21 protein-coding genes and 2 pseudogenes are annotated in these 23,035 nt (G+C 70.7%); 14 read left to right on the top strand and 9 right to left on the bottom strand.

All coding sequences use genetic code 11. The features are described 5' to 3' along the window. Window positions 1-14 precede the first annotated feature (14 nt). The 5 genes from ACGFSA_RS08225 to ACGFSA_RS08205 form a co-directional block, all read right to left on the bottom strand. A complete protein-coding gene (locus ACGFSA_RS08225) occupies window positions 15-899 on the bottom strand; it encodes a sigma-70 family RNA polymerase sigma factor (protein WP_393301427.1) in 885 nt (294 codons plus the stop codon). A gap of 415 nt (window positions 900-1,314) precedes the next feature. After that, a complete protein-coding gene (locus ACGFSA_RS08220) occupies window positions 1,315-2,760 on the bottom strand; it encodes a sialate:H+ symport family MFS transporter (protein WP_393301424.1) in 1,446 nt (481 codons plus the stop codon). Between the two features lie 63 nt (window positions 2,761-2,823). Beyond that, entirely contained in the window at window positions 2,824-3,504 is a 681-nt protein-coding gene (locus ACGFSA_RS08215; protein WP_393301421.1) for an N-acetylmannosamine-6-phosphate 2-epimerase, read from the bottom strand. Continuing rightward, on the bottom strand, window positions 3,501-4,466 hold the full coding sequence (locus ACGFSA_RS08210; RefSeq protein WP_393301418.1) for an ROK family protein: 966 nt from the start codon (window positions 4,464-4,466) through the stop codon (window positions 3,501-3,503). Before ACGFSA_RS08210 ends, ACGFSA_RS08215 begins: the two co-directional genes overlap by 4 nt. Then, window positions 4,463-5,422 carry a dihydrodipicolinate synthase family protein gene (locus ACGFSA_RS08205; RefSeq protein WP_393301415.1) on the bottom strand — a complete coding sequence of 320 codons (960 nt, stop codon included), beginning with the start codon at window positions 5,420-5,422 and terminating at the stop codon, window positions 4,463-4,465. Before ACGFSA_RS08205 ends, ACGFSA_RS08210 begins: the two co-directional genes overlap by 4 nt. Window positions 5,423-5,573: 151 nt before the next feature. On the opposite strand from ACGFSA_RS08205, the gene ACGFSA_RS08200 reads away from it, so the two are divergent. The 3 genes and pseudogenes from ACGFSA_RS08200 to ACGFSA_RS08190 all read left to right on the top strand — a co-directional run bounded on the left by ACGFSA_RS08200 (window position 5,574) and on the right by ACGFSA_RS08190 (window position 7,675). Beyond that, entirely contained in the window at window positions 5,574-6,257 is a 684-nt protein-coding gene (locus ACGFSA_RS08200) for a FadR/GntR family transcriptional regulator (RefSeq protein WP_393301412.1), read from the top strand. A gap of 24 nt (window positions 6,258-6,281) precedes the next feature. After that, window positions 6,282-6,986 (top strand): annotated as a pseudogene (locus ACGFSA_RS08195) (ABC transporter permease); the annotation flags it as partial. Continuing rightward, window positions 6,983-7,675 carry an ABC transporter ATP-binding protein gene (locus ACGFSA_RS08190; protein ID WP_393301409.1) on the top strand — a complete coding sequence of 231 codons (693 nt, stop codon included), beginning with the start codon at window positions 6,983-6,985 and terminating at the stop codon, window positions 7,673-7,675. The pseudogene ACGFSA_RS08195 and the gene ACGFSA_RS08190, both read left to right, overlap by 4 nt. A gap of 183 nt (window positions 7,676-7,858) precedes the next feature. Here ACGFSA_RS08190 and ACGFSA_RS08185 read toward each other — a convergent pair whose 3' ends face one another. Beyond that, window positions 7,859-8,593 carry a FadR/GntR family transcriptional regulator gene (locus tag ACGFSA_RS08185; protein ID WP_393301406.1) on the bottom strand — a complete coding sequence of 245 codons (735 nt, stop codon included), beginning with the start codon at window positions 8,591-8,593 and terminating at the stop codon, window positions 7,859-7,861. Between the two features lie 172 nt (window positions 8,594-8,765). Here ACGFSA_RS08185 and ACGFSA_RS08180 point away from each other — a divergent pair, with 172 nt between their 5' ends. The 5 genes and pseudogenes from ACGFSA_RS08180 to ACGFSA_RS08160 all read left to right on the top strand — a co-directional run. After that, window positions 8,766-10,361 (top strand): ABC transporter substrate-binding protein, encoded by a 1,596-nt coding sequence (locus ACGFSA_RS08180; protein WP_393301403.1) that lies wholly within the window; start codon window positions 8,766-8,768, stop codon window positions 10,359-10,361. A gap of 199 nt (window positions 10,362-10,560) precedes the next feature. Next, complete coding sequence (locus ACGFSA_RS08175) at window positions 10,561-11,511, top strand: ABC transporter permease (RefSeq protein WP_393301400.1); 951 nt, start codon at window positions 10,561-10,563, stop codon at window positions 11,509-11,511. A gap of 1 nt (window position 11,512) precedes the next feature. After that, entirely contained in the window at window positions 11,513-13,480 is a 1,968-nt protein-coding gene (locus ACGFSA_RS08170) for a dipeptide/oligopeptide/nickel ABC transporter permease/ATP-binding protein (protein ID WP_393301397.1), read from the top strand. Next, window positions 13,477-14,481, top strand: a complete 1,005-nt coding sequence (locus ACGFSA_RS08165; protein ID WP_393301394.1) for an oligopeptide/dipeptide ABC transporter ATP-binding protein — start codon at window positions 13,477-13,479, stop codon at window positions 14,479-14,481. Before ACGFSA_RS08170 ends, ACGFSA_RS08165 begins: the two co-directional genes overlap by 4 nt. Next, window positions 14,465-14,719 (top strand): annotated as a pseudogene (locus tag ACGFSA_RS08160) (dihydrodipicolinate synthase family protein); the annotation flags it as partial. The gene ACGFSA_RS08165 and the pseudogene ACGFSA_RS08160, both read left to right, overlap by 17 nt. A 79-nt stretch (window positions 14,720-14,798) precedes the next feature. On the opposite strand, the gene ACGFSA_RS08155 reads toward ACGFSA_RS08160, so the two are convergent. Further along, window positions 14,799-15,641 (bottom strand): chaplin, encoded by an 843-nt coding sequence (locus ACGFSA_RS08155; RefSeq protein ID WP_393301391.1) that lies wholly within the window; start codon window positions 15,639-15,641, stop codon window positions 14,799-14,801. A 457-nt stretch (window positions 15,642-16,098) separates the two neighbouring features. On the opposite strand from ACGFSA_RS08155, the gene ACGFSA_RS08150 reads away from it, so the two are divergent. The 6 genes from ACGFSA_RS08150 to ACGFSA_RS08125 all read left to right on the top strand — a co-directional run bounded on the left by ACGFSA_RS08150 (window position 16,099) and on the right by ACGFSA_RS08125 (window position 21,245). Beyond that, window positions 16,099-16,509, top strand: a complete 411-nt coding sequence (locus ACGFSA_RS08150) for a rodlin (RefSeq protein WP_393301388.1) — start codon at window positions 16,099-16,101, stop codon at window positions 16,507-16,509. Window positions 16,510-16,806: 297 nt separating this feature from the next. Continuing rightward, the gene (locus tag ACGFSA_RS08145) at window positions 16,807-17,040 is read left to right on the top strand and encodes a chaplin (RefSeq protein ID WP_393301385.1); all 234 of its coding nucleotides are present in this window, start codon (window positions 16,807-16,809) and stop codon (window positions 17,038-17,040) included. Window positions 17,041-17,477: 437 nt separating this feature from the next. After that, a complete protein-coding gene (locus ACGFSA_RS08140) occupies window positions 17,478-17,768 on the top strand; it encodes a hypothetical protein (protein WP_393301382.1) in 291 nt (96 codons plus the stop codon). 125 nt (window positions 17,769-17,893) lie between these two features. Further along, window positions 17,894-18,100: a hypothetical protein gene (locus tag ACGFSA_RS08135; RefSeq protein WP_393301379.1), complete on the top strand. Its 207-nt coding sequence runs from the start codon at window positions 17,894-17,896 to the stop codon at window positions 18,098-18,100. 517 nt (window positions 18,101-18,617) lie between these two features. After that, window positions 18,618-19,790, top strand: coding sequence for a ribosome small subunit-dependent GTPase A (gene rsgA / locus ACGFSA_RS08130; RefSeq protein ID WP_393301376.1), 1,173 nt, complete (start codon window positions 18,618-18,620; stop codon window positions 19,788-19,790). Window positions 19,791-19,862: 72 nt separating this feature from the next. Beyond that, on the top strand, window positions 19,863-21,245 hold the full coding sequence (locus tag ACGFSA_RS08125; RefSeq protein ID WP_393301616.1) for a DNA-3-methyladenine glycosylase 2 family protein: 1,383 nt from the start codon (window positions 19,863-19,865) through the stop codon (window positions 21,243-21,245). Between the two features lie 146 nt (window positions 21,246-21,391). Here the strand turns inward: ACGFSA_RS08125 and ACGFSA_RS08120 are convergent, their stop codons facing one another. Both ACGFSA_RS08120 and ACGFSA_RS08115 read right to left on the bottom strand, forming a co-directional pair. Beyond that, the gene (locus ACGFSA_RS08120; RefSeq protein ID WP_393301373.1) at window positions 21,392-21,874 is read right to left on the bottom strand and encodes a DUF456 domain-containing protein; all 483 of its coding nucleotides are present in this window, start codon (window positions 21,872-21,874) and stop codon (window positions 21,392-21,394) included. Window positions 21,875-22,030: 156 nt separating this feature from the next. After that, on the bottom strand, window positions 22,031-23,020 hold the full coding sequence (locus tag ACGFSA_RS08115) for a helix-turn-helix domain-containing protein (protein ID WP_393301370.1): 990 nt from the start codon (window positions 23,018-23,020) through the stop codon (window positions 22,031-22,033). Window positions 23,021-23,035: the final 15 nt, after the last annotated feature.

Here is a 23,035-nt window from a genome sequence, read left to right as displayed (position 1 = left end):
AAATTCCTCAGTGTTCAGTCGACGTGAGAGAGCTTGTCGGGATTGGCGACGGCGTAGATCCCGCACACCTGGTTGCCGTCCGGAGTGAGGTCGAGGACGAGGACGGCGTAGGGGGTGTCGCCGGCGAACAGCAGCGCCGACGGGTCGCCGTTGACGCTGCGGTAGGCGATGTCGAGGCCCTTGCCGGAGTGGGGGCCCACAGCGGCGAGCAGGCGGGCGACCTTGCCCCGGCCATGGAGCGGCCGCCAGCCCCCCGCTGCTTGGCCCTTGCCTCCGGCGTCCCCCCACAGGGTCACCTCCGGCGCCAAAATCTGAAGGAGGGCGTCCAGGTCACCGCCGAGCGCGGCGGCCAGGAACCGTTCGGTCACCTGCTGCCGGACGTGCGGGGCGGGCTCGTAGCGGGCACGTCGGGCGTGGACGTGCTCGCGGGCGCGATGGGCGAGCTGGCGAATCGCCGAGGGACTGCGGCCGAGGATTTCTGCGATCTCGGTGTGGGCGTAGCCGAACACCTCGTGCAGGACGAACACCCCGCGTTCCAGTGGAGTGAGGGTTTCCAGGACCACCAGCAGCGCCATTGACACCGACTCGGCGCGCACTGCCTCATCAGCGGCATTGTCGGGGACGGAAGTGTCGGTGAGGGGGCCGACGAGCGGTTCAGGCAGCCATGGCCCGACGTAGGTTTCACGGCGGCGACTGATGGTGGCCTGGTGGGCGAGGGCCCGGTTCACCGCGATCCGCACCAGGTAGGCGCGCGGGCTGTCGATCCGCTCCGCACTCGGCGCCTGGTTTCTGGTCGTCCACGACAGCCATGTCTCCTGCAACACGTCCTCGGTGTCGGCGACGCTGCCGAGCATGTTGTAGACGATGGAGAACAGCAGCTCACGGTGGTCGTTGAACACCAGTGTCGCGGTGTCCGCCGCCGGATCTGACGCCGCCTCCCGCGGGCTGCCTTCGGATGAGGCTGCCTGTGAGTCCGGCGGGGGGTAGTACATCGGAGAGCCTCTCGTCGCGGATGCATTCAGGACTGAGAGCGATCCGGGCACCCGGAGTGTGACATCCACCCCCGAAAGGTGATCCACATCTCACCAATGGTCTGCGGTGTCACACTGAGACGTCGTCTCGATCGGTGGCCGGACGTCTGACTTCGGTAGGCGACGATCGGCAGTGAGACGCCGAGCGTCTCACTGCCGATCGGCGATTCAGCGCCCCAACCACGACGAGCAGGGGAGACCCTATCCGAGGACCTTCCAGCGCCTTGGAATCGCACGCACCAGACCGCGTCCGCTTTCCGATCGAAGGTCACCCGACGGGCTCTCAGGCCACCAGCTCCGTCGCCGACGGCACCGCCAGATGATCCCACTCCGCGTCCGGGTCCGTGAGCCGGTTCAGCCGTGCCGGTACGTCGAACCCGACCAGCAGCACCACGATCACCGTGCCCGCGAACGTCAGCACGGCCAGCGCCCGGCCCAGGTCCATGCCGGACGCGAGATGCGCCCCGAGCACCGGTGCGACGGCGCCGCCCAGCGCTCCCACGTTGTACGTGAAGCCGAGCGCCGCGCCCCGGCTCCGGGTCGGGAAGTGGCCGCCGATGTAGCGCGGCAGCAGCCCCGAGATGCCGAAACTCGTCGCCTGCAGCAGGAAGAGCAGGACGCCGAGCAGCAGCAGATTGTTGTGCACGGCGAAGACCGGATAGACGAAGGCGAGCGATGCCAGCAGCGTCAGGGCATACGCCTTCTTCGCGCCGATCCGGTCGCCCAGGAAGCCCGCCGTCCAGCAGCCGACCATCGTGCCGAAGCCCGCGAAGTAGAGGACATCGGTGACCTGGTCGGGGGTGTAGCCCAGCTCCGTCTTCAGATACGTGGGCAGCAGTGCCTGGATCGGCCACGAGTACAGGAACGCGAAGAACAGCGTCACGATCATCGACAGATACAGCAACCAGCTGCGCTTCCCGCCCAGCTGCACGGCGAACGCGGCGAGCGTCAGGCCGGCGACCACCGACAGCACCGGCACCATCCCCGTACCGGCCGGGGTGAAGATCATGAAGAGAGAGACGGTGGCGAGGACGACGAGCATCGTGTTGACGGTGGCCCGGGCACGGGTGACGAACAGCGGCCGGAACGGATTGGGCTTGGCGCCCTTCTCCGCGACGGACTCCGTCCACTCCTCGGCCTCCGGGAGCGCCCGCCGCATCCACAGCGCGATCGCGATCGGGATCAGGCCCAGGTAGAACATCCAGCGCCAGCCGAGCGACGGCACGACCCAGTTGTATACCTGTGCGGCGAGCACCGAGCCGACCGAGAAGCCGGAGATCAGGAATCCGCTGGCCCGGCTGCGCAGCTTCGCCGGCCAGCTCTCCATCACGTAGGTGGAACTGGCGCTGTACTCACCGGCCATGCCCATGCCGATGGCGAGCCGGGCGGCGAACAGACTGTGGTAGTTCCAGGCGAACCCGCAGGCGAAGGTGCCGAGCGAGTACAGCAGGATCGACAGGATCATGGAGAGCTTGCGCCCGAAGCGGTCTCCGACGGCGCCGAGCACCGCACCGCCCAACCAGCGGGTGATGAACGCACCGGAGATCAGACTGGCCGCCTGCACCGTGCTCAGACCGAAGTCGTCACTGATCTCGGTGAGGACGAGAGTGATCAGCACGAAGTCGAAGCCGTCGAGGACATAACCGATCCAGGCGGCGAAGAACGACTTCCACTGGGTGGGGCTCACCTCGCGGTACCAGGGGAGCGTGGGGGGTGTGGCGGTCTGCACGGTGTCTCCAGGATGCGGCACGGCACTCGCCCTTGAGTGGCCGCCCGCGTGGTGGGGGCTGGTTCAGGGACGGGTTATGCCCGCCACGAAGCGCGTGGTCAGGGCGGTGGGAGCGGTGATGGCGGTGCCGACGACGATGCTGTGGGCGCCGCGGGCCAGGGCCTCGGCGGCCTCTTCGGGGGTGTTGATACGGCCTTCGGCGACCACCGGGACGTCGATCGCGGCGGAGAGCGCCGCCACCAGGTCGAGATCGGGACCGGTCTGCTTCGGCGTCCCGGGCACATAGCCCGACAGCGTCGTCGAGACGAAGTCCGCGCCCTGCGCGGCCGCGGCGACGCCCTCGGCGAGTGTCGACACATCGGCCATGACCAGCGCACCGGCCCCATGGACCGCGGTGACCAGCTCGGCGAAGGCCGAGCCGTCGGGGCGCGGCCGGTCGGTGGCGTCGGCGGCGACGACGGCGGCGCCCGCCTCGGCGACCGCCAGGGCGTGCCGGACGGTCGGGGTGATGTAGACGCCGATGTCGCCGTCCTTCCAGAGCCCGATGACCGGCAGTTCGACGGCCGCGGCGATCGCGGCGACGACCTCCGGCTCATTGGCCCGGATCGCTGCGGCGCCACCGGCGGCGGCGGACTGCGCGAGCCGGACCAGGGTGCCGGTCTCCCGCATCGGGTCACCGGGAGGCGCTTGACAGGACACGATCAGCTTGCCCTGGAGAGAGGCGGCCAGTTCCTGCGCGGTCATCGGAGAGCTCCTGGGTGGTGGAGAGGGAGAGTGGTGGTCAGGGCCGCGGCGCCGAGCACCGCGGCGTCGTGGCCGAACAGCGGTGCGACGGGTACGAGTCCCCGTAGTGGTGGCATCAGCTCGGCGACGAACGCCGCGGCGAGCGCATCGCCGTACAGCGAGCCGATCCGGGGGACGCCGCCGCCGATGACGACCCGGTCGGGGCCGAGGGCATTGGCGAGCCCGCCGAGCACCTGGCCGGTGGCGGCCGCGCCGGTGGTGATGGCGTGGACGGCGTCCGCGTCGCCCCGCGCGGCCCGCTCGGCCACGGTCTCGAGCCGGTCCACCGAGGTGCCGGTGAGCCGTTCGTAGTGGGCGGTGATGCCGGGGCCGGAGGCGATGACCTCCAGGTGGCCGGTGGCACCGCAGGTGCAGGGCAGCCCCGCGGCCTCAGGGCTGGGCAGATGGCCGAGATGTCCGGCGATACCGGAGGCGCCGTGCAGCATCCGCCCGTCGACGGCGACCGCGCCGCCCACACCGGTACCGATCGCAGCGAACAGCAGCGACGCATGGGCCGACCCCTCCGCGACCAGCGCGGCGAGCTCCGGCCCGGCAGTGGCGCGTACGTCGTTGTCGCAGGCCACCGGCAGTCCGGTACGGTCCGCGAGCCCGGCACCGAGCGCGGTGCCCGCCCAGCCGCGGAGCGAGTCGGTGGCGCTGGTGACCCTGCCGGTACGGGGATCGACGACTCCGGCGGCGGCGACGCCGAGCGCGGTGGCGAGCCGCGCCGGGTCGACCTCGGCGGCCGCCGCCGCGAGCGCGTCGAGCACCGCCGGGGCGCCGTCCCGGGCCGGGGTGGGCCGGCTGTGCCGCGCCAGGACGGTGCCGTCCGCGCCGAAGAGCGCGGCGGCGATCTTCGTACCACCGAGATCGAGTCCGATCACCGGGGCGCCGGTGGCCGAGGACGGCGGGCTCTGGCTCATCGGACCGTGGGCAGGCCGGCGGCGCGCAGCCGCTGCGCCACCAGGGCGACCGACTCGTCGCTCAGCCGGATCTGCGGGAACGCGGTGTCGCCGCACGCGATGATCCCGAGCAGCTGCAGCGCGGCCTTGAACGCCCCGAGCGCCGACGAGCTGCGACCCATGTCCGCCTCCGGGCCGACATCGACCATGGCGAACAGTGCGACGAGCCGCTCCTGCTCCCTCGCGGCGAGCGCCCAGTCGCCGGCCCGCGCGGCGTTGTACAGCCGGACGTACCCGGCCGGGTCGACATTGCCGATGCCCGGCACCACGCCGTCGATGCCGGCCAGCAGCGCCGCGTCCACGGTGAGTTCGGAACCGGTGAGGATGCTGAACTCTGGAGCCGGTCCCTCCCTGCGGCCCTCGCGCCCGCCGAGCTCCACGATCAGCCGGCGCAGCCCGCCCTCGTCGCCGCTGCTGTCCTTGAGGCCGGCCAGCGTGCCGTCCTTGGCGAGCTCGCGTACCAGCGCGGAGGAAAGCTTGCTGTGGACGGCGACCGGGATGTCGTAGGCGAACAGCGGCAGATCGACGGCCGTCCGCAGCCGGCGGAAGTGCTGGGCGATCTCCTTGCCGTGGGTGCGGGTGTAGAACGGCGCCGTCGCAACCAGTGCGTCCGCGCCGAGGCCGGCGGCGGTCCTGGCGTGCTCGGCGACGCGTGCGGTGGTGGTGTCGATGACACCAGCCAGTACCGGGACGCGGCCGTCGGTGACACGGACGACGGTCTCCAGAGTTGCGGCGCGCTGCTCGTCGGTGAGGTAGGCGACCTCGCTGGTCGAGCCGAGCGCGAAGAGTCCGTGCACGCCCCCGCCGATGAGGTGCTCGACCAGCTCGGCCAGAGAAGCGGTGTCGACCTCCCCGTGGGAGTCGAGCGGGGTGCAGACCGGCGGGACGACGCCGTGCAGCGGTGCGGTCAGAGACATGGTGAGGGCTCCAGCTTGTCGGGACACCGATCGCGGCCTGTGGCGGCTGCGCAGATCGAGACGTGAGACGTAAGATGTCCTATGTCTGACCTCACCTTAAACAGATGCTCCTGCGACCGGTCAAGGGGCAACAGCACCTCAGGAGGACGTTGTGGCGCGCCCCACCATGGCTCAGGACATAGAACGCCAGGTGAAGGAGCTGATCCTGGAACGCAGGCTCGGCCCCGGCGACGCGCTGCCCACCGAGGCCGAGCTGATGGAGATGTTCGGGGTCGGACGTGTCTCCGTGCGCGAGGCTCTGAAGGCGCTCCAGGCTGTCAACGTCGTGGAGGTCCGCCGCGGCTTCGGCACGTTCGTCGGCTCGCTCTCCCTCTCGCCGTTCGTCGAGGCGCTCGCCTTCCGCGCGGCCGTCCGGCACGGCCGGGGTGAGCCCGGGCTCGCCGAGCTGATGAAGGTGCGGGAGGCGCTGGAGGCGGGGCTGGTCGGAGCCGTCACGGCCGGCATACCGGAAGAGGATCTGGCCGTGTTGCACGGGCTCGTGGCCAAGATGGAGGCCGAGGCGCGCACCGGACGCGTCGCGCGCTCCACCGACCGCGCGTTCCACCTCGCGCTGTACTCCTCGCTCGACAATCACCTGCTGAGCGAGGTGCTGGACGCGTTCTGGGCGGCCATGGACCGGGTGCGCGAGGACGTCGACGACGGTCACCAGGACCCCGGGGTCACCTGCGCCCAGCACCGCGAGATCGTCGCGGCGGTCGCGGCGGCCGACGGGGAACGGGCGGTGCGGGCGATGCGCACACACTTCGACGGCATCCGCACGCGCCTCGAACGCTGACCGGAGTCGAGCCCGCCGGGCCCCGCCAAGCTCGCCGACGAGGGGGTAAGGGTCGGGGACACCCTCGTCATCGACCGGCTCGGCATCCGGCTGCACGTCACCGGCCTCACCGACCGTTCCAGTTACGGGCATGTTCCCGCCGCCTACGTCCCGTTGACGACCTGGCAGCGCATCCGCTTCAGCACCCCGGGCGCCCCGGCCTCCGCCACCGTCACGATCCCCGACCAGTTCAGCGCCCTTGCCGTACGCCGTGCCGGCGACGCCTCGTTCGCCGCCCTCGACCAGCGGCTCTCCACCACGACGCTCACCAAGGAGAAGGCGTACGAGGCGGCCCCCGGCTACACCGGTGAACGCGTCACGATGAACTTGATCCAGGTCTTCCTCTACCTGATCGCCCCGCTGGTCGTCGGCGCGTTCTTCGCGGTGTGGACCGTGCAGCGCCGGCCCGAACTGGCCCTGCTCCGCGCCCTCGGCGCCTCCCGCAGGCGGCTGCTCGCCCACACCGTGCTCCAGGCCGCGCTGGTCGTCGTCCTCGGCACCGCGGCGGGCGCCGTCCTCGCCGCAGCCGTCGGGCTGCTGGTCGGTGAGCAGGTGCCGTTCAGCCTGCCCGCCGCCACGCTCGCCGTCACCATGTGCACCGTCGCCGCCGTCGGCCTCGCGGGCACCGCCCTGACCCTGCGCCGGGTCACCTCCGCCGACCCACTGACCATGCTGGGAGCCAGCCGATGAGCCTCGAACTGACCGGCGTCACCGTTGAATTCGGTCGCGCCGACGCCCGTACCACCGTCCTCGACGGCCTCGATGTCACCTTCGCGCCCGGCTGTACGACCGCGCTCGTCGGCCCGTCCGGATCAGGCAAGTCCACCCTGCTCGCCGTCGCGGGCGCCCTGCTGCGGCCCACCGCCGGCCAGGTCCTGCTGGACGGCGAGGACCTGGCGACCCGCACCGACGCACAGCGTGCGGCGATCCGCCGTGAACGGATCGGCTACATGTTCCAGAGCGGCAATCTGCTCTCCGGCCTGCCCGCGGTCGAACAGCTCCTGGCCGCCGTGTACATCAGCGGCAGGCGCCCTCGCGCGTACCGTGCCCGCGCCGAGGAAGCGCTGGCCGAGGTCGGTCTCGGCCACCGCCTGCGCCACCGCCCGGAGGAGCTCTCCGGCGGCGAACGCCAGCGCGTCGCCCTGGCCCGTGCCCTGTTCCTCGCGCCGAACCTGCTGCTGGTCGACGAACCCACCGCGGCCGTCGACCGCTCACAGGCGGGCGAACTGGCCGCTCTCCTCGCCGACCGCACCCGCCGGGACCGGTGCGTCACCGTCGTGGCGACCCACGATCCGGCAGTGGCGGAGGCAGCGGACCGGATCGTCGACATGGCCGAGCTGACCGGTGCGGCGCGGGCGCCGGTGTCCGGCGCCCGCTGAAGGAGCACCCGCGTACGTGCTGCCCGCGGACGGGGCAGTGCGTACGCGGGTGCCGCCACCTGTCTGATGTCCTGTTCGCGCACGGACCCCAGGCACCGCTGCGGCACTCGTCAAGGGCCCGCCGGGCCAGGCCCTGTGAGCGGCAGGGCCTGGCTCCGTTCCCCGGTGGACGTCGACGTCCGGTCAGTCCATGGCTGCCGCGTCGCGGGCGCGGGCCTCCGAGATCCGCCGCCTGACCGGCGCGTAGTGCTCGCCCAGCGCCTTCATGAAGCCGGCGATGTCACCGGCCCGCGCGGCGTCCACGATGTTCTGGTGGGCGGCGATCGTCGTCGTCTCGTCGGCGTGGGTGAATCCGTCGAGATGCGGCGCGACGATCGCGTACACGTCCCAGAAGGCCATCGACAGCTGGCCGATCAGCTGGTTGCCGAGCGGTGCCACCAGCAGCGCGTGGAACGCCCGGTCGGCTTCCACGAAGTCGTTCCCCTCCTGCGTCCCGGTCGCGCGCATGGTGGCCACCAGGCCTTCCAGCGAGTCGAGCTGTTCCGGGGTCAGCAGCGAGACGATCCGGTCGGCCATCCCGCGTTCGAAGAGCTCGCGTACGTCGACGAGGTCGGCCAACACCTGGAAGTCGTCGTCGGGGGAGAGCAGCCCGCGGAAGGTCAGGCTCTCCACCAGGGCGGACAGGCTCAGCCGGCCGACGTATGTGCCGTGCCCGTGGCGGACCTCGACGATGTCCAGCGCATTGAGGATCTTGACGGCCTCGCGGACGCTGGAACGGCTGGCGCCGAGCGCCTCGCACAGGGCCGGCTCGGTGGGCAGCGGGTCTCCGGGGCGCAGTCGCTTTTCGAGGATGTAGCGCTTGATGCCCTCGACGACTTCCTGCCGGAGCAGCTGCCGGCCGGGCCTCGTACCGGACATATGTGAACTCCCCACCTCTTGACCCCTCTCCATTGTCAAGCTACGTTCCCACGCTATCAAGGCATCAGACATCTGACGTCTGATGCTTCGGGCTTTGCGATCTCCGTGATCCTGCTTCCGCCCTCGTTCTTTCCCGCCCTTCCGTCCCACCCCCGACATCCCTGGAGGACCCGTGCCCGAGCTGAGATCAGCCGGTGTCGAGCGCCGCACCTTCCTGCGTTACACCACTGCTGTCGGTGCGGCGGCAGCCATCACGGCGAGCCTTTCCGCATGCGGCGGACCGACCTCGACCGCCGACGGCTCGCCGGGCAAGGGCAGCGGCAGCGGCCTCATCGAGGCCGGTCTCTCGTACCCCCTGTCGACCGGCTTCGACCCGATGATCACCTCGGGCGCGACTCCGTACGCCGCCAACATGCACATCTTCGAAGGCCTCGTGGATCTCGATCCGGCAACGCTCGTGGCCCGCCCCGCGCTCGCCACCGAGATGCCGAAGAAGATCAACGCCACGACCTACCGGGCCACGCTCCGCAAGGGCGCCACCTTCCACGACGGATCGCCGGTCACCGCCGACGACGTGGTGTTCAGCTTCGAACGCATCCTGGACCCGAAGAACACCTCACTGATGGCGCAGTTCGTGCCGTTCATCGACACCGTCGAGGCCATCGACGCGAGCACGGTCGAGTTCAAGCTCAGGTACGCCTTCGCGCTCTTCCCGTCCCGTATCGCCGTGGCCCGGATCGTCCCGAGGAAGATCGTCGAGCCCGACCCCAAGGCGTTCGACGCGAAGCCGGTCGGCTCCGGGCCGTACGCGTTCGTCTCGGCCACCCGCGAGGACAAGATCGTCTTCGAGGCCTACGACAAGTACAACGGCCCGCACCCGGCCAAGGCCAAGAAGATGATCTGGCGCCTGATGTCGGACCCGTCGGCGCGCGTCAGCGCCATGGAGTCCGGCCGGATCCAGGCCATCGAGGACGTCCCCTACATCGACGTGAAGCGGCTCTCCGGCTCCACGAAGACCGAGTCGGTACAGTCCTTCGGCCTGCTCTTCCTGATGTTCAACACCGCCGACAAGCGGTTCGCCGACAAGCGGGTGCGCCAGGCGCTGCACTACGCCCTGGACACCGAGAAGATCATCTCCACCGCGATGGTCGGCAACGCCGCGGCGGCCACGGGCTATGTCCCGGCCACCCACCCCGACTACCACAAGGCCGCCACCGTCTACACGCACGACGTGACCAGGGCGAAGAAGCTGCTCGCCGACGCGGGCGTCAAGGATCTGTCCTTCACGGTGCTCACCACCGACACCGGCTGGGTCAAGGACATCGCCCCGTTGCTGAAGGAGAGCTGGAAGGCGGCCGGCGTCGAGGTCACCCTCGACATCGCGCAGTCGCCCGCCCAGTACGCCAAGGTCGACAAGGGCGGCTTCGACGTCCTCGTCGCCCCCGGCGACCCGTCCGTCTTCGGCAACGACGCCGACCTGCTGCTGCGCTGGTTCTACTACGGCTTCTGGCCGGAGAGCCGTTACGGCTGGGGCAAGTCCGCCGCGTACAAGCAGGTCAAGCAGCTCCTCGACAAGGCAGCCCAGGCAGCCGACGAGACGAAGCGCAAGGAGCTGTGGGGCCAGGTCACCGACCTCGTCGCCGACGAGGCCGCGCTCTACCCGATCCTGCACCGGAAGCTGCCCACCGCCTGGAACGAGAAGGCGCTGCCCGGCTTCAAGCCGCTGCCCACCACGGGCCTGTCGTTCCTGGACGTCAGCCGCGCCTGACCGCGCGCGACTCCCGACCGGGCCGGCGGGGGACACGCCGCGCCGGTCATCCGCCGTCGTGCATCCGTCCGACGGACATCCGGCGACGGAACCCCCACGTCAGATCACCCGGTGCTGAACCACCGCACCCGATCACCCGGTCCGGTCCACCCCAGCCAGGTGGACCGGACCCGGCCGACCAACCGCAAGGAACCCGACGATGGTTGCTTTTCTCCGGCTCGCGCTGCGCCGCGTCGCGATGATGCCGGTGATGATCCTCGGCATCGCGCTGCTCGTCTTCGTGGTGCTGCAGTTCTCGCCTGTCGCCCCGGCATTCAACGCGCTCGGGGAGAGCGCCACCCCCGAGGCCCGTGCGGCCTTCGCCGAGGCCAACGGGCTGGACGACCCGCTGCCCGTGCGGTACTTCCACTTCCTCGGGCAGCTGCTCCACTTCGACCTGGGGATGACCGTCCCGCCGAGCCAGCCCGTCTTCGACCGGATCACCGCCGCCTTCCCGCTCACCGTGCAGCTGACGTCCCTCGGGCTGATCCTCGCGGTCGTCCTCGCCGTCCTGTTCGGTGTGACCGGCGCCATGTACCGGGACCGCTGGCCCGACCAGCTGTTCCGGGTGCTGTCCATGGCTGGGGTCGCCATCCCGTCCTTCTGGCTCGGGGTGCTGCTCATCCAGCAGTTCGCACTGAACACGCCGGTCTTCCCGACCGGTGGATACACCAATCCCGCCGACTCGGTCAGCGGCTGGCTCACCACCATGGCGCTGCCCGCGATCTCACTCGCACTCCCGGTGTCCGCCTCGCTCGCCCGTCTCGTACGGACGTCGATGGTCGCCGAACTCGACCGTGACTACGTCCGCACCGCCCGCGGCAACGGACTGCCGCCGCTCCTGGTCATCCGCTCGGTGCTGCGCAACGCGCTCGTCACCCCGCTGACCGTGCTCGGCATCAAGGTCGGCTACCTGCTCAGCGGCGCTGTCGTCATCGAAGCGATCTTCGACCTGCCCGGCATGGGCAAGCTCATCCTCGAAGGTGTCACCGGCGGCGATGTCGCCCTGGTCCAGGGCACCGTACTGACCATCGCCATCGCGTTCCTGGTGGTCAACGTCATCGTCGACCTGCTCTATCTGCTGGTCAATCCGCGCATCAGGACGGTGTGACATGTTTGCCACGGGCCGACTGGCCAACAGACTCTCCCGACCGGGCATCGCGTTCCGCGCCCTTCCGGTCACCTCCCGCATCGCGCTCGGCGTGCTGCTCGTCGTCATCCTCGGCGCCGTCCTCGCCCCGCTGATCACCCAGGACCCGCTGACCACCGGCACCCCGGTACAAGCGCCCAGCGGCGACCACTGGTTCGGCACCGACCGGGCCGGCCGCGACGTCTTCGCCCGGGTCGTGCACGGCTCCCGCTACTCACTGACCATCGGACTCGGTGCGACCGCCGTCGCCCTGGCCGTCGGCGCCGTCCTCGGTTCGCTCGCCGCGACCTCCCGCCGGCTCGGCGACGAGTCCGTCATGCGCACCCTCGACGTCGTGATGTCGTTCCCGCCGATCGCGCTGGCCGCCGTCCTCGTCGCGGTCTTCGGCACCAGCATCCCGGTGATCATCTTCACCATCGCGTTCGTCTACACCCCGTCGCTGGCCCGCGTGGTCCGCGCCAATGTGCTGTCCCAGTACGGCGAGGACTACGTCGCCGCCGAGAAGGTCATCGGCGCCCGCCGCGGCTACATCGTGCTCCGTCATGTCGCCGTCAACTGCATGGCCCCCGTCATGGTGTTCGCCACCGTCATGGTCGCCGAGGCGATCATCTTCGAGGCGAGCCTCTCCTTCATCGGCGCCGGAGTGCAGGACCCCGACCCGAGCTGGGGCAGCGTCCTCGCCTACGGCCGGCAGATTCTCCTGGCCGGCGGCTGGTGGGCCACCTTCTTCCCCGGCCTCGCGCTGCTGATCACCGTCCTCGCGCTCAACATCCTCTCCGAGGGGCTCACCGACGCCTCCGCCGCGCCGAAGAGCGCCCGCGCCGCCGCCGACCCCACCACGGCCACGGCCCCCGACCCCGTCGAGGCCGCGTCCACCGTGGACATCGACGCCGCCCTGACCAAGCTCGCGAACCGCGTCAACGCCACCGAGCCGACCATCACCGCGGTACGTGAGGACGCCGCCGAACTCCTCGTCGTACGCGACCTCGCGATCCGCTTCCCCGACCGCTACGGCGCCATCCCCGTCGTCGACCGACTGAACTTCACCGTCCACGAGGGCGAGACCCTCGGCCTGGTCGGCGAGTCCGGCTGCGGCAAGTCCATCACCAGCCTTGCGGTGATGGGCCTCCTCGCCCGCAACGCCGAGGTCAGTGGCGAGATCCTGTACCGCGGCCGGAACCTGCTGAATCTCCCGCCGAAGGAACGCCGCGCCCTGATGGGCCCCGAGATCGCGATGGTCTACCAGGATGCGCTCTCCTCCCTCAACCCGTCCGTACTCGTCGGCACCCAGCTGAAGCAGCTCACCTCGCGCGGCGGCACGAAGACCCCGGCCGAACTCCTCGAACTGGTCGGCCTCGTCCCGGAGCGCACCCTGCGCAGCTATCCGCACGAGCTCTCCGGCGGCCAGCGCCAGCGCGTCCTGATCGCCATGGCCCTGTCCCGCAGCCCGCGCCTGCTCATCGCGGACGAGCCGACCACCGCCCTCGACGTCACCGTCCAGGCCCAGGTCGTCGAACTCCTCGTCCGGCTCCGCGACGAACTCGGCTTCGCCATGGTCCTCGTCTCGCACGACCTGGCGCTCGTCGGCGACCTCTCGCACCGCGTCGCCGTGATGTACGCGGGCCGCCTCGCCGAGATCGGCGCCACTCGCTCCGTGCTCACCGACCCCACCCACCACTACAGCCGTGGCCTTCTCGGCTCGGTCGTCTCCCTGGAAGCGGGCGCCGGCCGGCTGCATCAGATCCGCGGCATCGTCCCCGCCCCGCAGGGCTTCGGCGAGGGCTGCCGCTTCGCCTCGCGTTGCGCCGCGGCCACCGAGCTGTGCCGCACCACCACCCCCGGTCTCACGCGGCGTGGCACCACGAACGACCACGGCTTCGCCTGCCACCACCCGGCGCAGGCCGCACTGCTGGAAGGGAGCGCCCTGTGATCAGGCTCGATGGCGTCCACGTACGCCACAAGGCCCGCAGCGGCGGGGTGTTCCGCCGCGACGCGGTGCATGCCCTCACCGACGCCACCCTGGAGGTGGGGCGCGGTGAGATCGTCGGCCTGGTCGGCGAGTCCGGCTGCGGCAAGTCCACCCTCGCCCGGGTGCTGACCGGACTGCAGAAGCCCACCGAGGGCCAGGTCCACTTCCACGGCAGCGACCTGTGGGAGATGCCCGCGGCCCGGCGCCGCGACGAATTCGGCTCCGCCGTCGGCGTCGTCTTCCAGGACCCGTCCACCGCCCTCAACCCGCGGCTCACGGTCCGCCAGATCCTGCGCGACCCCCTCGACGTGCACCGGCGCGGTACGCGCGAGGAGCGCGAGGCACGCGTCGAGCACCTCCTCGACCTGGTCGGGCTGCCCGGCCACACCCTCGCCGCCCTGCCTGGGCAGCTCTCCGGCGGCCAGCGCCAACGCGTCGCCATCGCCCGCGCGCTCGCCCTCGAACCGGAGCTGATCGTCGCCGACGAACCGACCTCCGCCCTCGATGTCTCCGTCCGCGCCCAGGTCCTCAACCTCCTCGTCGACCTGCGTGAACGCCTGGGTCTCGGCATGGTGTTCATCTCGCACGACATCCAGACCGTGCGCTATCTCGCCGATCGCATCGCCGTCCTCTACCTCGGCCGCATCGTCGAGGAGGGGCGCGCGGCGGATGTGGCGGGCGCCCCCGCGCACCCGTACACCGAGGCACTGCTCTCCGCGACCCCCAGTCTGCTGGAGGCCACCGAACGGATCGTGCTGACCGGCCCCGTGCCCTCGGCCACCAACCCGCCGTCCGGCTGCCCGTTCCGCACCCGCTGCTGGAAGGCGGACGACGCGTGCGCCACGGTCTTTCCCGCCGTCACCCTCGGCAGCGGCGAGCACCGCTGGCACTGCGTCCATCCCCAGACCCCCGCGCCCCCCACCGGGGCACCGACCCCCGTAGCGGGCCGCGGTTCGGGGTGACTGGGCCGCCGCCAAGGCCGAACAGGACCGCCTTGTCGCCCTGTTCGACATCATTCGCGCGGCCCGCCCCGGCACGGCCTCTGCCACTGCCGCCGGCCTCGGTGCGTTCAAGACGGCGCTGATGCTGCGCGGCATCATCACCACCAATGTGATGAGCCCGCCGATGCGCCGCCTGGACGCCGCGGAGACCGCGAGGATCGCCGCGTGCCCGGACCACGCCGGGCTGCCGCACCTCTGACGGGCCCTCTCTACGGAAACAGGTCCGGTAAGACAGCCGAAGCTGTCCTACCGGACCTGTCCGCGATCCAGCTGTTATGTCACTTCTGTCCGGCGCGGGCGCGACGCATCAGCACCGTGCCGCCGAGCAGCAGGGCGACGCTCGCTCCGGCCGCCAGGCCGAGGTCGGCGGCCCCGGTGTGGGCCAGCTGCGAGTCGGGGACATGCGGGGTGCGCGGCACCGTCGTATCGGTGACGGGCACGGTGGTGGTCGGGGGAACGGTGGTGGGGGGAACGGTGGTGGGGGGCACGGTGGTGGGGGGCACCGTGGTGGTCGGCGGCACGGTGACGGGGGGCACGGTGACGGGGGGCACGGTGACAGGGGGCACGGTGACAGGGGGCACCGTGACGGGCGGCACCGTGACGGGCGGCACCGTGACAGGGGGCACCGTGACGGGGGGCACGGTGACAGGCGGCACGGTGACAGGGGGCACCGTGACGGGGGGAACGGTGGTGGGCGGCACTGTCGTTGACGGCCGGTGCGTGTTGGCGCACCCGTTGCCGGACGTGGGGTTCAGCGCACCGACGACATCGACGGAGTTGCCGCAGACATTGACCGGGACATCGACAGGAGCCTGGATCAGGTTCCCCGACAGCACCCCGGGGGAGTCGCTGGTTGAACCCTCGGCGCTCGCGCCCCGGGTTCCGTTGCCGTCCGAACCGCTGTCGGTGTTCTCGCACCCATTACCGAAGGCCGGGTTCAGCAGCCCGACCACATTGACCGTGTTGCCGCAGAGGTTGACGGGAACGTGCACCGGCACCTGCACGGCATTGCCGGAGCCGACGCCCGGCGAACCGGCGGCCGTCCCGTCGGCCGAGGCATCCGCGAATGCGTAGCCACCGGCTGCGGTCAGGATTCCTGACGCCGCCGCCATGACGATCATGCTTTTACTCAAGGCTTTTCGCATTGGTTGCCCTTTCTTAGGACATCGTGCGCGGGCGGAATGCCCACATTTCTCTCACTAGGCGGTGGCAGTTACCGCCCGGGGCTGCCGCCCCGACGGTTCTCCATGTCCGTGTTCGGCAAGCGATGGTCGCGTGGCGGCGGAATCGGCGAATCTCTGCCGTACGCGTTCCGGAAGTGCGCTTGTCGACAGTCGTAACGATGGGGAATTGGTGAAGGAAACTCGAAAGTCCACGGTAATTGTGTGACCACCCGGACGGATGACGCATGCATGTTCTCCAGCCCGTTGTTCAGGCGGGCCTCCGGGTTTCTGGGTGTGCTCTCGTACGGGTGTCCGCGACGTCCTGGCATTCGGGTGAATGAAGAGAACCAAACGTCGTGCCCCGAGTTGGGCAGGGCGCTCCGACGTGGGGTGTCAAGGACGAGAAGGGTTAATCGTGATCAAGAGGGTTCTGGCTGCGGGCGCCGTCGCCGCCCCTATTGTCGGCAGCTCGACCACGCTCGCTCCGCCGGCGATGGCCATCGGCAACGACACCGGTACCATCTCGGTCAACGGCAACGGCGCCTCGCAGTCCTTCGGCGACTCCGAGACCCGTGGTGACTGGAGCCCGCAGTTCGGTCTGGTCCAGGGCGGCCTGAACAAGCCCTGCGTCGGCCTCCCGGCCAAGGTCAACACCGGTTCGCTTCTCGGTGTCGTCCCGATCGCGGCCCAGGACGTCAACGCCCTGCCCTCGCCGCAGAACCAGCAGTGCACCGAGAACTCCACCCAGGCCAAGGGTGACGAGCCCCTGTCGCACATCCGGGACAACATCCCGGTGCTCTCCGGCAACGGCGCCGCCAACAGCTGATCCGGCCGCACCGAACTGGCCCGGGCCGTCGGCGTTCCTCCCCTGCGCGGCCCGGGCCTGCTGCTGCCCGCCGCTTGCTCGCCGCATCGGAAAGGCCGGACGATTCCGGCGGTGGCGCCGGGCGATCAAGCGATTGCGTCATTCGGGCGGATTTCCGAGAATTCTCTCCTTGAAGAGTTTCGCGCACGGACTTACATCGTTACGAAATGCAGTGGCGGAGTTACGAGCGATCAGGACAGCGCTCGTGCGGCACGAAAGTCGTGACCGCTCCGGACTCCGTCAAAGAAAGGGATGAAAGTGAAGTACACCAAGGTTGCCGCCATCGCCGCCGGAACGCTGATGGCGATCGGTGCCGCTACGCCCGCATTCGCCGACACCGGTGCCGATGGCTCCGCTCTCAACTCCCCGGGCGTCGTTTCCGGCAACGTCATCCAGGCTCCGATTCACATTCCGGTCAACGCCTGCGGCAACACCCTGAGCGTGATCGGTCTGATCAACCCGGCCTTCGGCAACGCCTGCGCCAACAGCTGACCGCTGTCGGTCGAGCTTCGTGCTCAATTCCGGTTCGCCCCGGATCGCATCTCCTGCGATCCGGGGCGTTCCTCTCTTCTGCGTTCTCCGTCCCGGAGGTACGCGGCACTGCCCGGATGCGGCGGAACGACCGGAGGCATTCCACCGGCCCGGGGCGCGGAGCGCCGGCGGCTGGAGGCTGACACCCGGACAGCTGCGCAGAACGGAGCACCTGACAGTGCACCACTGATTCCGCCCCCGGAACCCGCACAACACCCGTTCCGGTGATTAGTCATGCAATCGATCGAGTGTTCCGGAAGAAAAAGGAGACCGCGCAGTTGCCCGGCCGGAACGGGATCGTTACCCAGGGCGAAAGCGGCAGAAGTCACAGGTAAAGAAGGCTTGTGCGGTGCGGGGACGCGACCGAAACAGATGCCGCCGCAGAAGGGAACCCGAAAGTGAAGTACGCGAAGACAGCTGCGCTCGTTGCCGGTTCCGTGGTTGCTCTCGGAACGGCTGCTCCCGCCTTCGCCGCGACCACCGCCACGGCCCCCGGCTTCAGTCTCGACGGCGGCGTCAACCAGGTGCTGGAGGCGGCGCCGCAAGGTGTCGACCCGGTCGTCGACACCGTCAGCGGCGCCACCGGCTCGGTGCAGAAGAAGGGCAGCGTCACCATGGTCGCCGGTCAGGCAGCCGGCGCAGCCCAGGAGGCTGCGCCGCTGCTCGGCGGCATGCCCCTCGGCGGCTGATCCGTCGTAAGGCGGAAGTCCCCCCGCCCATGGGCAGCTGCCCGAACCCCTCGTTGGAGGGGAGTACTGGGCCGGTTGCCGCAGTTGCGGCGGCCGTCACCCGTCGAACCGGGTACAGGCATCCCATGGACCAGTACGACAGCCAACGCCCGCGGGGCCGGCACCAGCACACGGAGGACGACACCCCGATCTACGACCGCCTGCTCGCCGAATGGCAGGCGGCCCGGCGGGACCGGGACCGGGACCGGGCACCGCGTCCCGAGCCGGGTCCGCCCCGCGCGGACGGACTCGTGCCCTCCGCGCGCACCTCCTGCGAGGACCTCGGTGAATGACCTCGAAGCGTCGAACTCGTTCCGGATGGAACCCATCTGAGTGCGGGCTGTCCGGGGCCGAGCCCGGATCGCCCGAACTCCCGTGTCCGTACGGGACCGCACGCGCCGATGCCCACCACTCCACGGGGGGTGGTGGGCATCGGGCATACCCGGGCGTAGGTGAGGAAGCGTCAGCACCGCCTGGCCGGCCTGGACAAGCAGCCGATGTGAATGCCGGACCGGGCCGGCCGCGCGCGCCCGCCGCGCGCATCCCCCCGGATGGCCGGATCAAAATGTGTTGACGCCGTCGGGCGGTCCCGGGCTATCGTGTGCAGCGTTCCGGACGGCGGGCATGAACCGCCGGTGTCGGCCCCGTGTTTGGACCTGGAGGTGAGGACATTGATGACTGTCGCCGCGGTGGGCGCTGCCCACAACCCGAAGAGCATCGTTCTCACTCCCGTGGTCGCCGGCTGACCTTCTCCGTAACTTCCGCGCGCCCGTGTGCGCGTCGCCGGGGCCACCCTTTGAAGGGTTTCCCTTGTCTTTCTCCTCGCTTTCCCCGCTCTCCTCCCTCGCCGGCCCGTCCGCGTCGCATCCGCTGGCACCGTACGGCTGGGACGACGACCGGGCCGCCGAGTTCGCTCCCCACGCCGAACAGGGGCTGCTGCCCGGACGGGTGGTGCGGGTGGACCGCGGTCAGTGCGATGTCGTCACCCCCGACGGCACCGTGCGCGCCGACACCGCGTTCGTGGTGCCGCGCGACCCGATGCGGATCGTCTGCACGGGCGACTGGGTCGCCGTCGACCCCGAAGGTGATCCGCGGTTCGTACGGACGCTGCTGCCACGGCGTACCGCCTTCGTGCGCTCGACGTCGTCGAAGCGGTCCGAGGGACAGGTCCTCGCCACCAACGTCGACCACATCGCCATCTGTGTCTCGCTCGCCGTGGAGCTCGACCTGGGGCGGGTGGAACGCTTTCTGGCGCTCGCCATGTCCAGCTCCAGCGGTGACGCACTGCTGCGGGACGGGGCGTCCGCGCAGGACGGCGCCGCTCAGCCGCTGGTGGTTCTGACCAAGGCGGACCTGGTGCCGGACGCCGCCACGCTGGCGTACCTCGTCCAGGACATCGAGACCGTCGCCCCCGGTGTGCAGGTGCTGCCCGTCAGCTCCGCGACCGGGGAGGGGCTCGACGTGCTCGGTGCCATCGTCTCCGGCGGTACGAGTGTGCTGCTCGGGGTGTCCGGCGCGGGCAAGTCCACGCTTGCCAACGCTCTGCTCGGCGACGACGTGATGGCTGTGCAGGCAGCCCGTGACGTCGACGGCAAGGGCCGGCACACCACCACGACCCGCAACCTGCTGGTCCTGCCCTCGGGGGGCGTCCTCATCGACACCCCTGGGCTGCGCGGGGTCGGTCTCTGGGACGCGGAGGCCGGTGTCGGGCAGGTCTTCTCGGACGTGGAGGACCTGGCCCAGGAGTGCCGCTTCCACGACTGCAACCATGAGTCCGAGCCCGGCTGCGCAGTGCTCGCCGCCATCGAGGACGGCGCGCTGCCCGAGCGACGCCTCGACAGCTACCGCAAGCTGCTCCGCGAGAACCAGCGCATCGTCGCCAAGACCGATGCCCGGGTACGGTCCGAGATCCGCCGCGACTGGAAGCGCAAGGGCGCCGAGGGCCGGGCGGCCATGGACGCCAAGCGGGGCCGGCTGCGGTAACGCACAGGGGGCCGGGTCCACGTCCGAAAACCGCGAGTGCGCCACTGGGGGGTGGCGCACACTGGCGGTGTGATGGACGAACAGACCAGGTACGAGGCGGTGAGCAGCCGCGACGCGCGTTTCGACGGGGAGTTCTTCTTCGCCGTCGAGACCACCGGCATCTACTGCCGCCCGAGCTGCCCCGCCGTCACCCCCAAACGGAAGAACGTCCGCTTCTACCCGACCGCGGCCGCCGCCCAGGGCCACGGCTTCCGGGCCTGCAGACGATGCCGCCCGGACGCCGTCCCGGGGTCCGCGGCATGGGACGTACGCGCCGATGTCGTCGGCCGCGCCATGCGGATGATCGGCGACGGCGTGGTCGACCGGGAAGGCGTTCCCGGTCTCGCCCACCGGCTCGGCTACAGCTCGCGCCAGGTGCAGCGGCAGCTCAACGCCGAGCTGGGCGCCGGACCCGTCGCCCTCGCCCGTGCCCAGCGCGCACACACCGCACGGGTGCTGCTCCAGACGACCGGGCTGCCCGTCACCGAGATCGCGTTCGCGTCGGGCTTCGCCAGCGTGCGCCAGTTCAACGACACGATCCGGCAGATCTACGCCCGTACGCCGAGCGCACTGCGGGCCGAGGCCGGCACCGGGCTGGGCGCGGCGGTACGGGAGGCGCGCACGACCGGGGTCCCGCTCCGGCTCGCCCACCGCGGGCCGTACGCCGCCCGGGAGGTCTTCGATCTGCTGGCCGGTGAGACGGTCGCCCGGATCGAGGAGATCAGCGGTGAGCCCGGCGCCCGTACCTATCGGCGCACCCTGCGGCTGCCTTACGGGACGGGCATCGTCGCCGTCGACGAGCGGTCCGCGGGGGCGTGGCTGGACGCCCGGATCCACCTGACCGATCTGCGCGACCTGACGACGGCGGTGCAGCGGCTGCGGCGCCTCTTCGACCTGGACGCCGATCCGTACGCCGTCGACGAGCGGCTCGGCGCCGACCCGCTGCTGGCATCGCGCGTCGCCGCCCGCCCGGGGCTGCGGTCGCCGGGGGCGGCGGACCCGGAGGAGTTCGCGGCACGGACGCTGGTGGGCCGGGACGCGGCGGAACGGCTCGTGGAGACGTACGGGAAGGTTCTGGACGTGCCCTGTGGAGGGCTGACGCATGTGTTCCCTGAGCCGGGAGTGCTGGCAGGAGAGGCGGAGGCTCCGGCGCTGCGGGCGCTGGCGGCCGCGCTGGCGGACGGGGACGTACGGCTCGACGCCGGGGCGGACCGTGAGGAGGCCGAGCGTGCGCTGCTGCGGCTGCCGGGGATCGGACCGGCGGCCGCGGCGCTGATCAGGATGCGGGCGCTCGGTGACCCCGATGTGGATCCGGACGGGCGCCCCGAGGCGGGGCGGTGGCGGCCCTGGCGTTCGTACGCCGTGCGCCACCTGGAGCTCCAGGAACTGCCTTCGCATCATGCCGGATCGGCCTGATCCGAACGACAGCCCTCAGGGCCCGACCGGAACCGAAACCGTGGAAAAGCTGGTCAGACCAGCGGCTACCACCCGTCCAGGCCGAGACGGCCGACCCGAAACTGGCTCAACAGCCCATTGATGGTCACGGGGAAAGAGCCGGGCGGTCAGCCCCAGAGCACCGTTCCCAGCCACGCCCCCGTCACCAGCAGACACGCGAACAGCTCGACGAGCACGGAGTAGCCGGTTGCCCGCATCACCGAACGGAGCGAGGTCCGCGCCGCTCCGCCGCTGCCGAGCCGCAGGCGTTCCGCACCGTAGATCGCCCCGATGTATCCCAGGATCCCGCCCACCACGGGCACCACGAAAAAGCCCACGATCCCGGCGATCCCGCCCAGCATCAGCGTCTTGCGCGGCGCCCCGGCCTCGTGCGGGCGGCGTGGCCGCAGCAGCGGTTTCAGCGCCTGGTTCAGCAACAGGAGTGCGGTGGCGCCGATCAGTACGCCCCAGGCGGCCGGGCTCCTGTCGGTGAGCGCCCACCACAGCACGGCGGCCCAGACGATCGCCTGGCCGGGCACCCCGGGCACCAGCACGCCGACCAGGCCGAGCAGCATGACCAGGCCAACGGCGATGAGCTGCCACACACCCATCTCACCAGCCTGCCGGAGTCCGGCAGGTTCCGCCCGTCAGCAAGGCTCGGTGCGGACGCCGTCGACGCAGCTCAGAGGGGTGATGAGGCGGTCCCGAAGCCTTACGGCCTCCCCCACTCCCTGCTGCGGGGGAGGCCGTAAGCGGACCCGTCTCGTTCAGGCCCGCGGCGTGCGGGCCACCCAGCCCCGTTCGTACGCGTGCCAGCCCAGCTGCAGCCGCGTCGACACCCCGGTCAGCTCCATCAGGCCCTTCACCCGCCGCTGCACGGTCCGCAGTCCCAGCTCCAGCTGTTTCGCCACGCTCGCGTCCGTGAGCCCGGCCAGCAGCAGCGACAGAATTTCCAGATCGGTCGGATCGGGGCCCACGGGGTCCTCGTGAGCCCAGCCGCTCTCGCCCAACCGCAACGGCATGGCCTCGCGCCACACCGCCTCGAAGAGCCCCATCAGCGACTCCAGCAGCCCGGACGCATGGACGACCAGCGCCGCGGGCTCGGCGCCCCGGCCGGTCAGCGGCACCATCGCCAGCGAGGCGTCGGCGACGACCAGCTTGGTCGGCACCCGGTCGACGACCCGGCACTGTTCGTCCCGGCTCAGGGCCGCCGACAGCTCCAGGATTCCGGACGGCAGTGCGAGGACCTCCCGCTCGATCACCACCCGGAAGGACACCCCACGGGTCGCCGCCTGTTCCTCGGACTCGTTCTCCATGCCGCTGACGGCGATCGGCTTCCCGGTGACGAGGGCGCACACCTCGCTGGTCGCACCCAGCTGCAACTGGTGGAAGCGGTGCGCCACCGCGCTCGCGCCCGTGACCACCTCGACCAGATCATGCACGGCGGGCTCGGCCGCATCCGCCCGGTACTCCTCGGCGAGCAGCGCCGCCGCCAGTTCCGCCTGCTCCAGTTCGTGGCGCTGCTGGGTCAGCAGGGCGCCCAGGGCGACCCCCGGCGGCGCCGCCACCCACCGCCCGGTGCGGGCGGACGACTGGGCGGCGAGGCCCTGTTGCTCCAGTCGGCGAAGCGCCCGCTCGGTCTCCGACTCGGGAAGTCCCAGCCGGTGTGCGAGGTCGGAGACCTCCGCTGCGCCCACCGCGACGAGCGCGCGATAGGCGGACTCCTGTCTTCCGTCGAGACCTATGGCTCCCAGCACCCTCGGACCCCTCCC

It is taken from the genome of Streptomyces sp. NPDC048496, assembly GCF_043200055.1.
In the GTDB taxonomy this organism is placed as follows: Bacteria; Actinomycetota; Actinomycetes; order Streptomycetales; family Streptomycetaceae; genus Streptomyces.
Note: the sequence above shows the minus strand (reverse complement) of the source record. Positions and strands in the feature narration are given on the sequence as shown.

What these genes read in the sequence shown, in the direction of transcription:
- ACGFSA_RS08215 (WP_393301421.1), bottom strand. Translation starts at nt 3,504, where the DNA reads ATGACCGCGCAGGAACTGGCCGCCTCTCTCCAGGGCAAGCTGATCGTG.
- ACGFSA_RS08210 (WP_393301418.1), bottom strand. Translation starts at nt 4,466, where the DNA reads ATGAGCCAGAGCCCGCCGTCCTCGGCCACCGGCGCCCCGGTGATCGGA.
- ACGFSA_RS08205 (WP_393301415.1), bottom strand. Translation starts at nt 5,422, where the DNA reads ATGTCTCTGACCGCACCGCTGCACGGCGTCGTCCCGCCGGTCTGCACC.
- ACGFSA_RS08190 (WP_393301409.1), top strand. Translation starts at nt 6,983, where the DNA reads ATGAGCCTCGAACTGACCGGCGTCACCGTTGAATTCGGTCGCGCCGAC.
- ACGFSA_RS08185 (WP_393301406.1), bottom strand. Translation starts at nt 8,593, where the DNA reads ATGTCCGGTACGAGGCCCGGCCGGCAGCTGCTCCGGCAGGAAGTCGTC.
- ACGFSA_RS08175 (WP_393301400.1), top strand. Translation starts at nt 10,561, where the DNA reads ATGGTTGCTTTTCTCCGGCTCGCGCTGCGCCGCGTCGCGATGATGCCG.
- ACGFSA_RS08170 (WP_393301397.1), top strand. Translation starts at nt 11,513, where the DNA reads ATGTTTGCCACGGGCCGACTGGCCAACAGACTCTCCCGACCGGGCATC.
- ACGFSA_RS08155 (WP_393301391.1), bottom strand. Translation starts at nt 15,641, where the DNA reads ATGATCGTCATGGCGGCGGCGTCAGGAATCCTGACCGCAGCCGGTGGC.
- ACGFSA_RS08135 (WP_393301379.1), top strand. Translation starts at nt 17,894, where the DNA reads ATGGACCAGTACGACAGCCAACGCCCGCGGGGCCGGCACCAGCACACG.
- ACGFSA_RS08125 (WP_393301616.1), top strand. Translation starts at nt 19,863, where the DNA reads ATGGACGAACAGACCAGGTACGAGGCGGTGAGCAGCCGCGACGCGCGT.
- ACGFSA_RS08120 (WP_393301373.1), bottom strand. Translation starts at nt 21,874, where the DNA reads ATGGGTGTGTGGCAGCTCATCGCCGTTGGCCTGGTCATGCTGCTCGGC.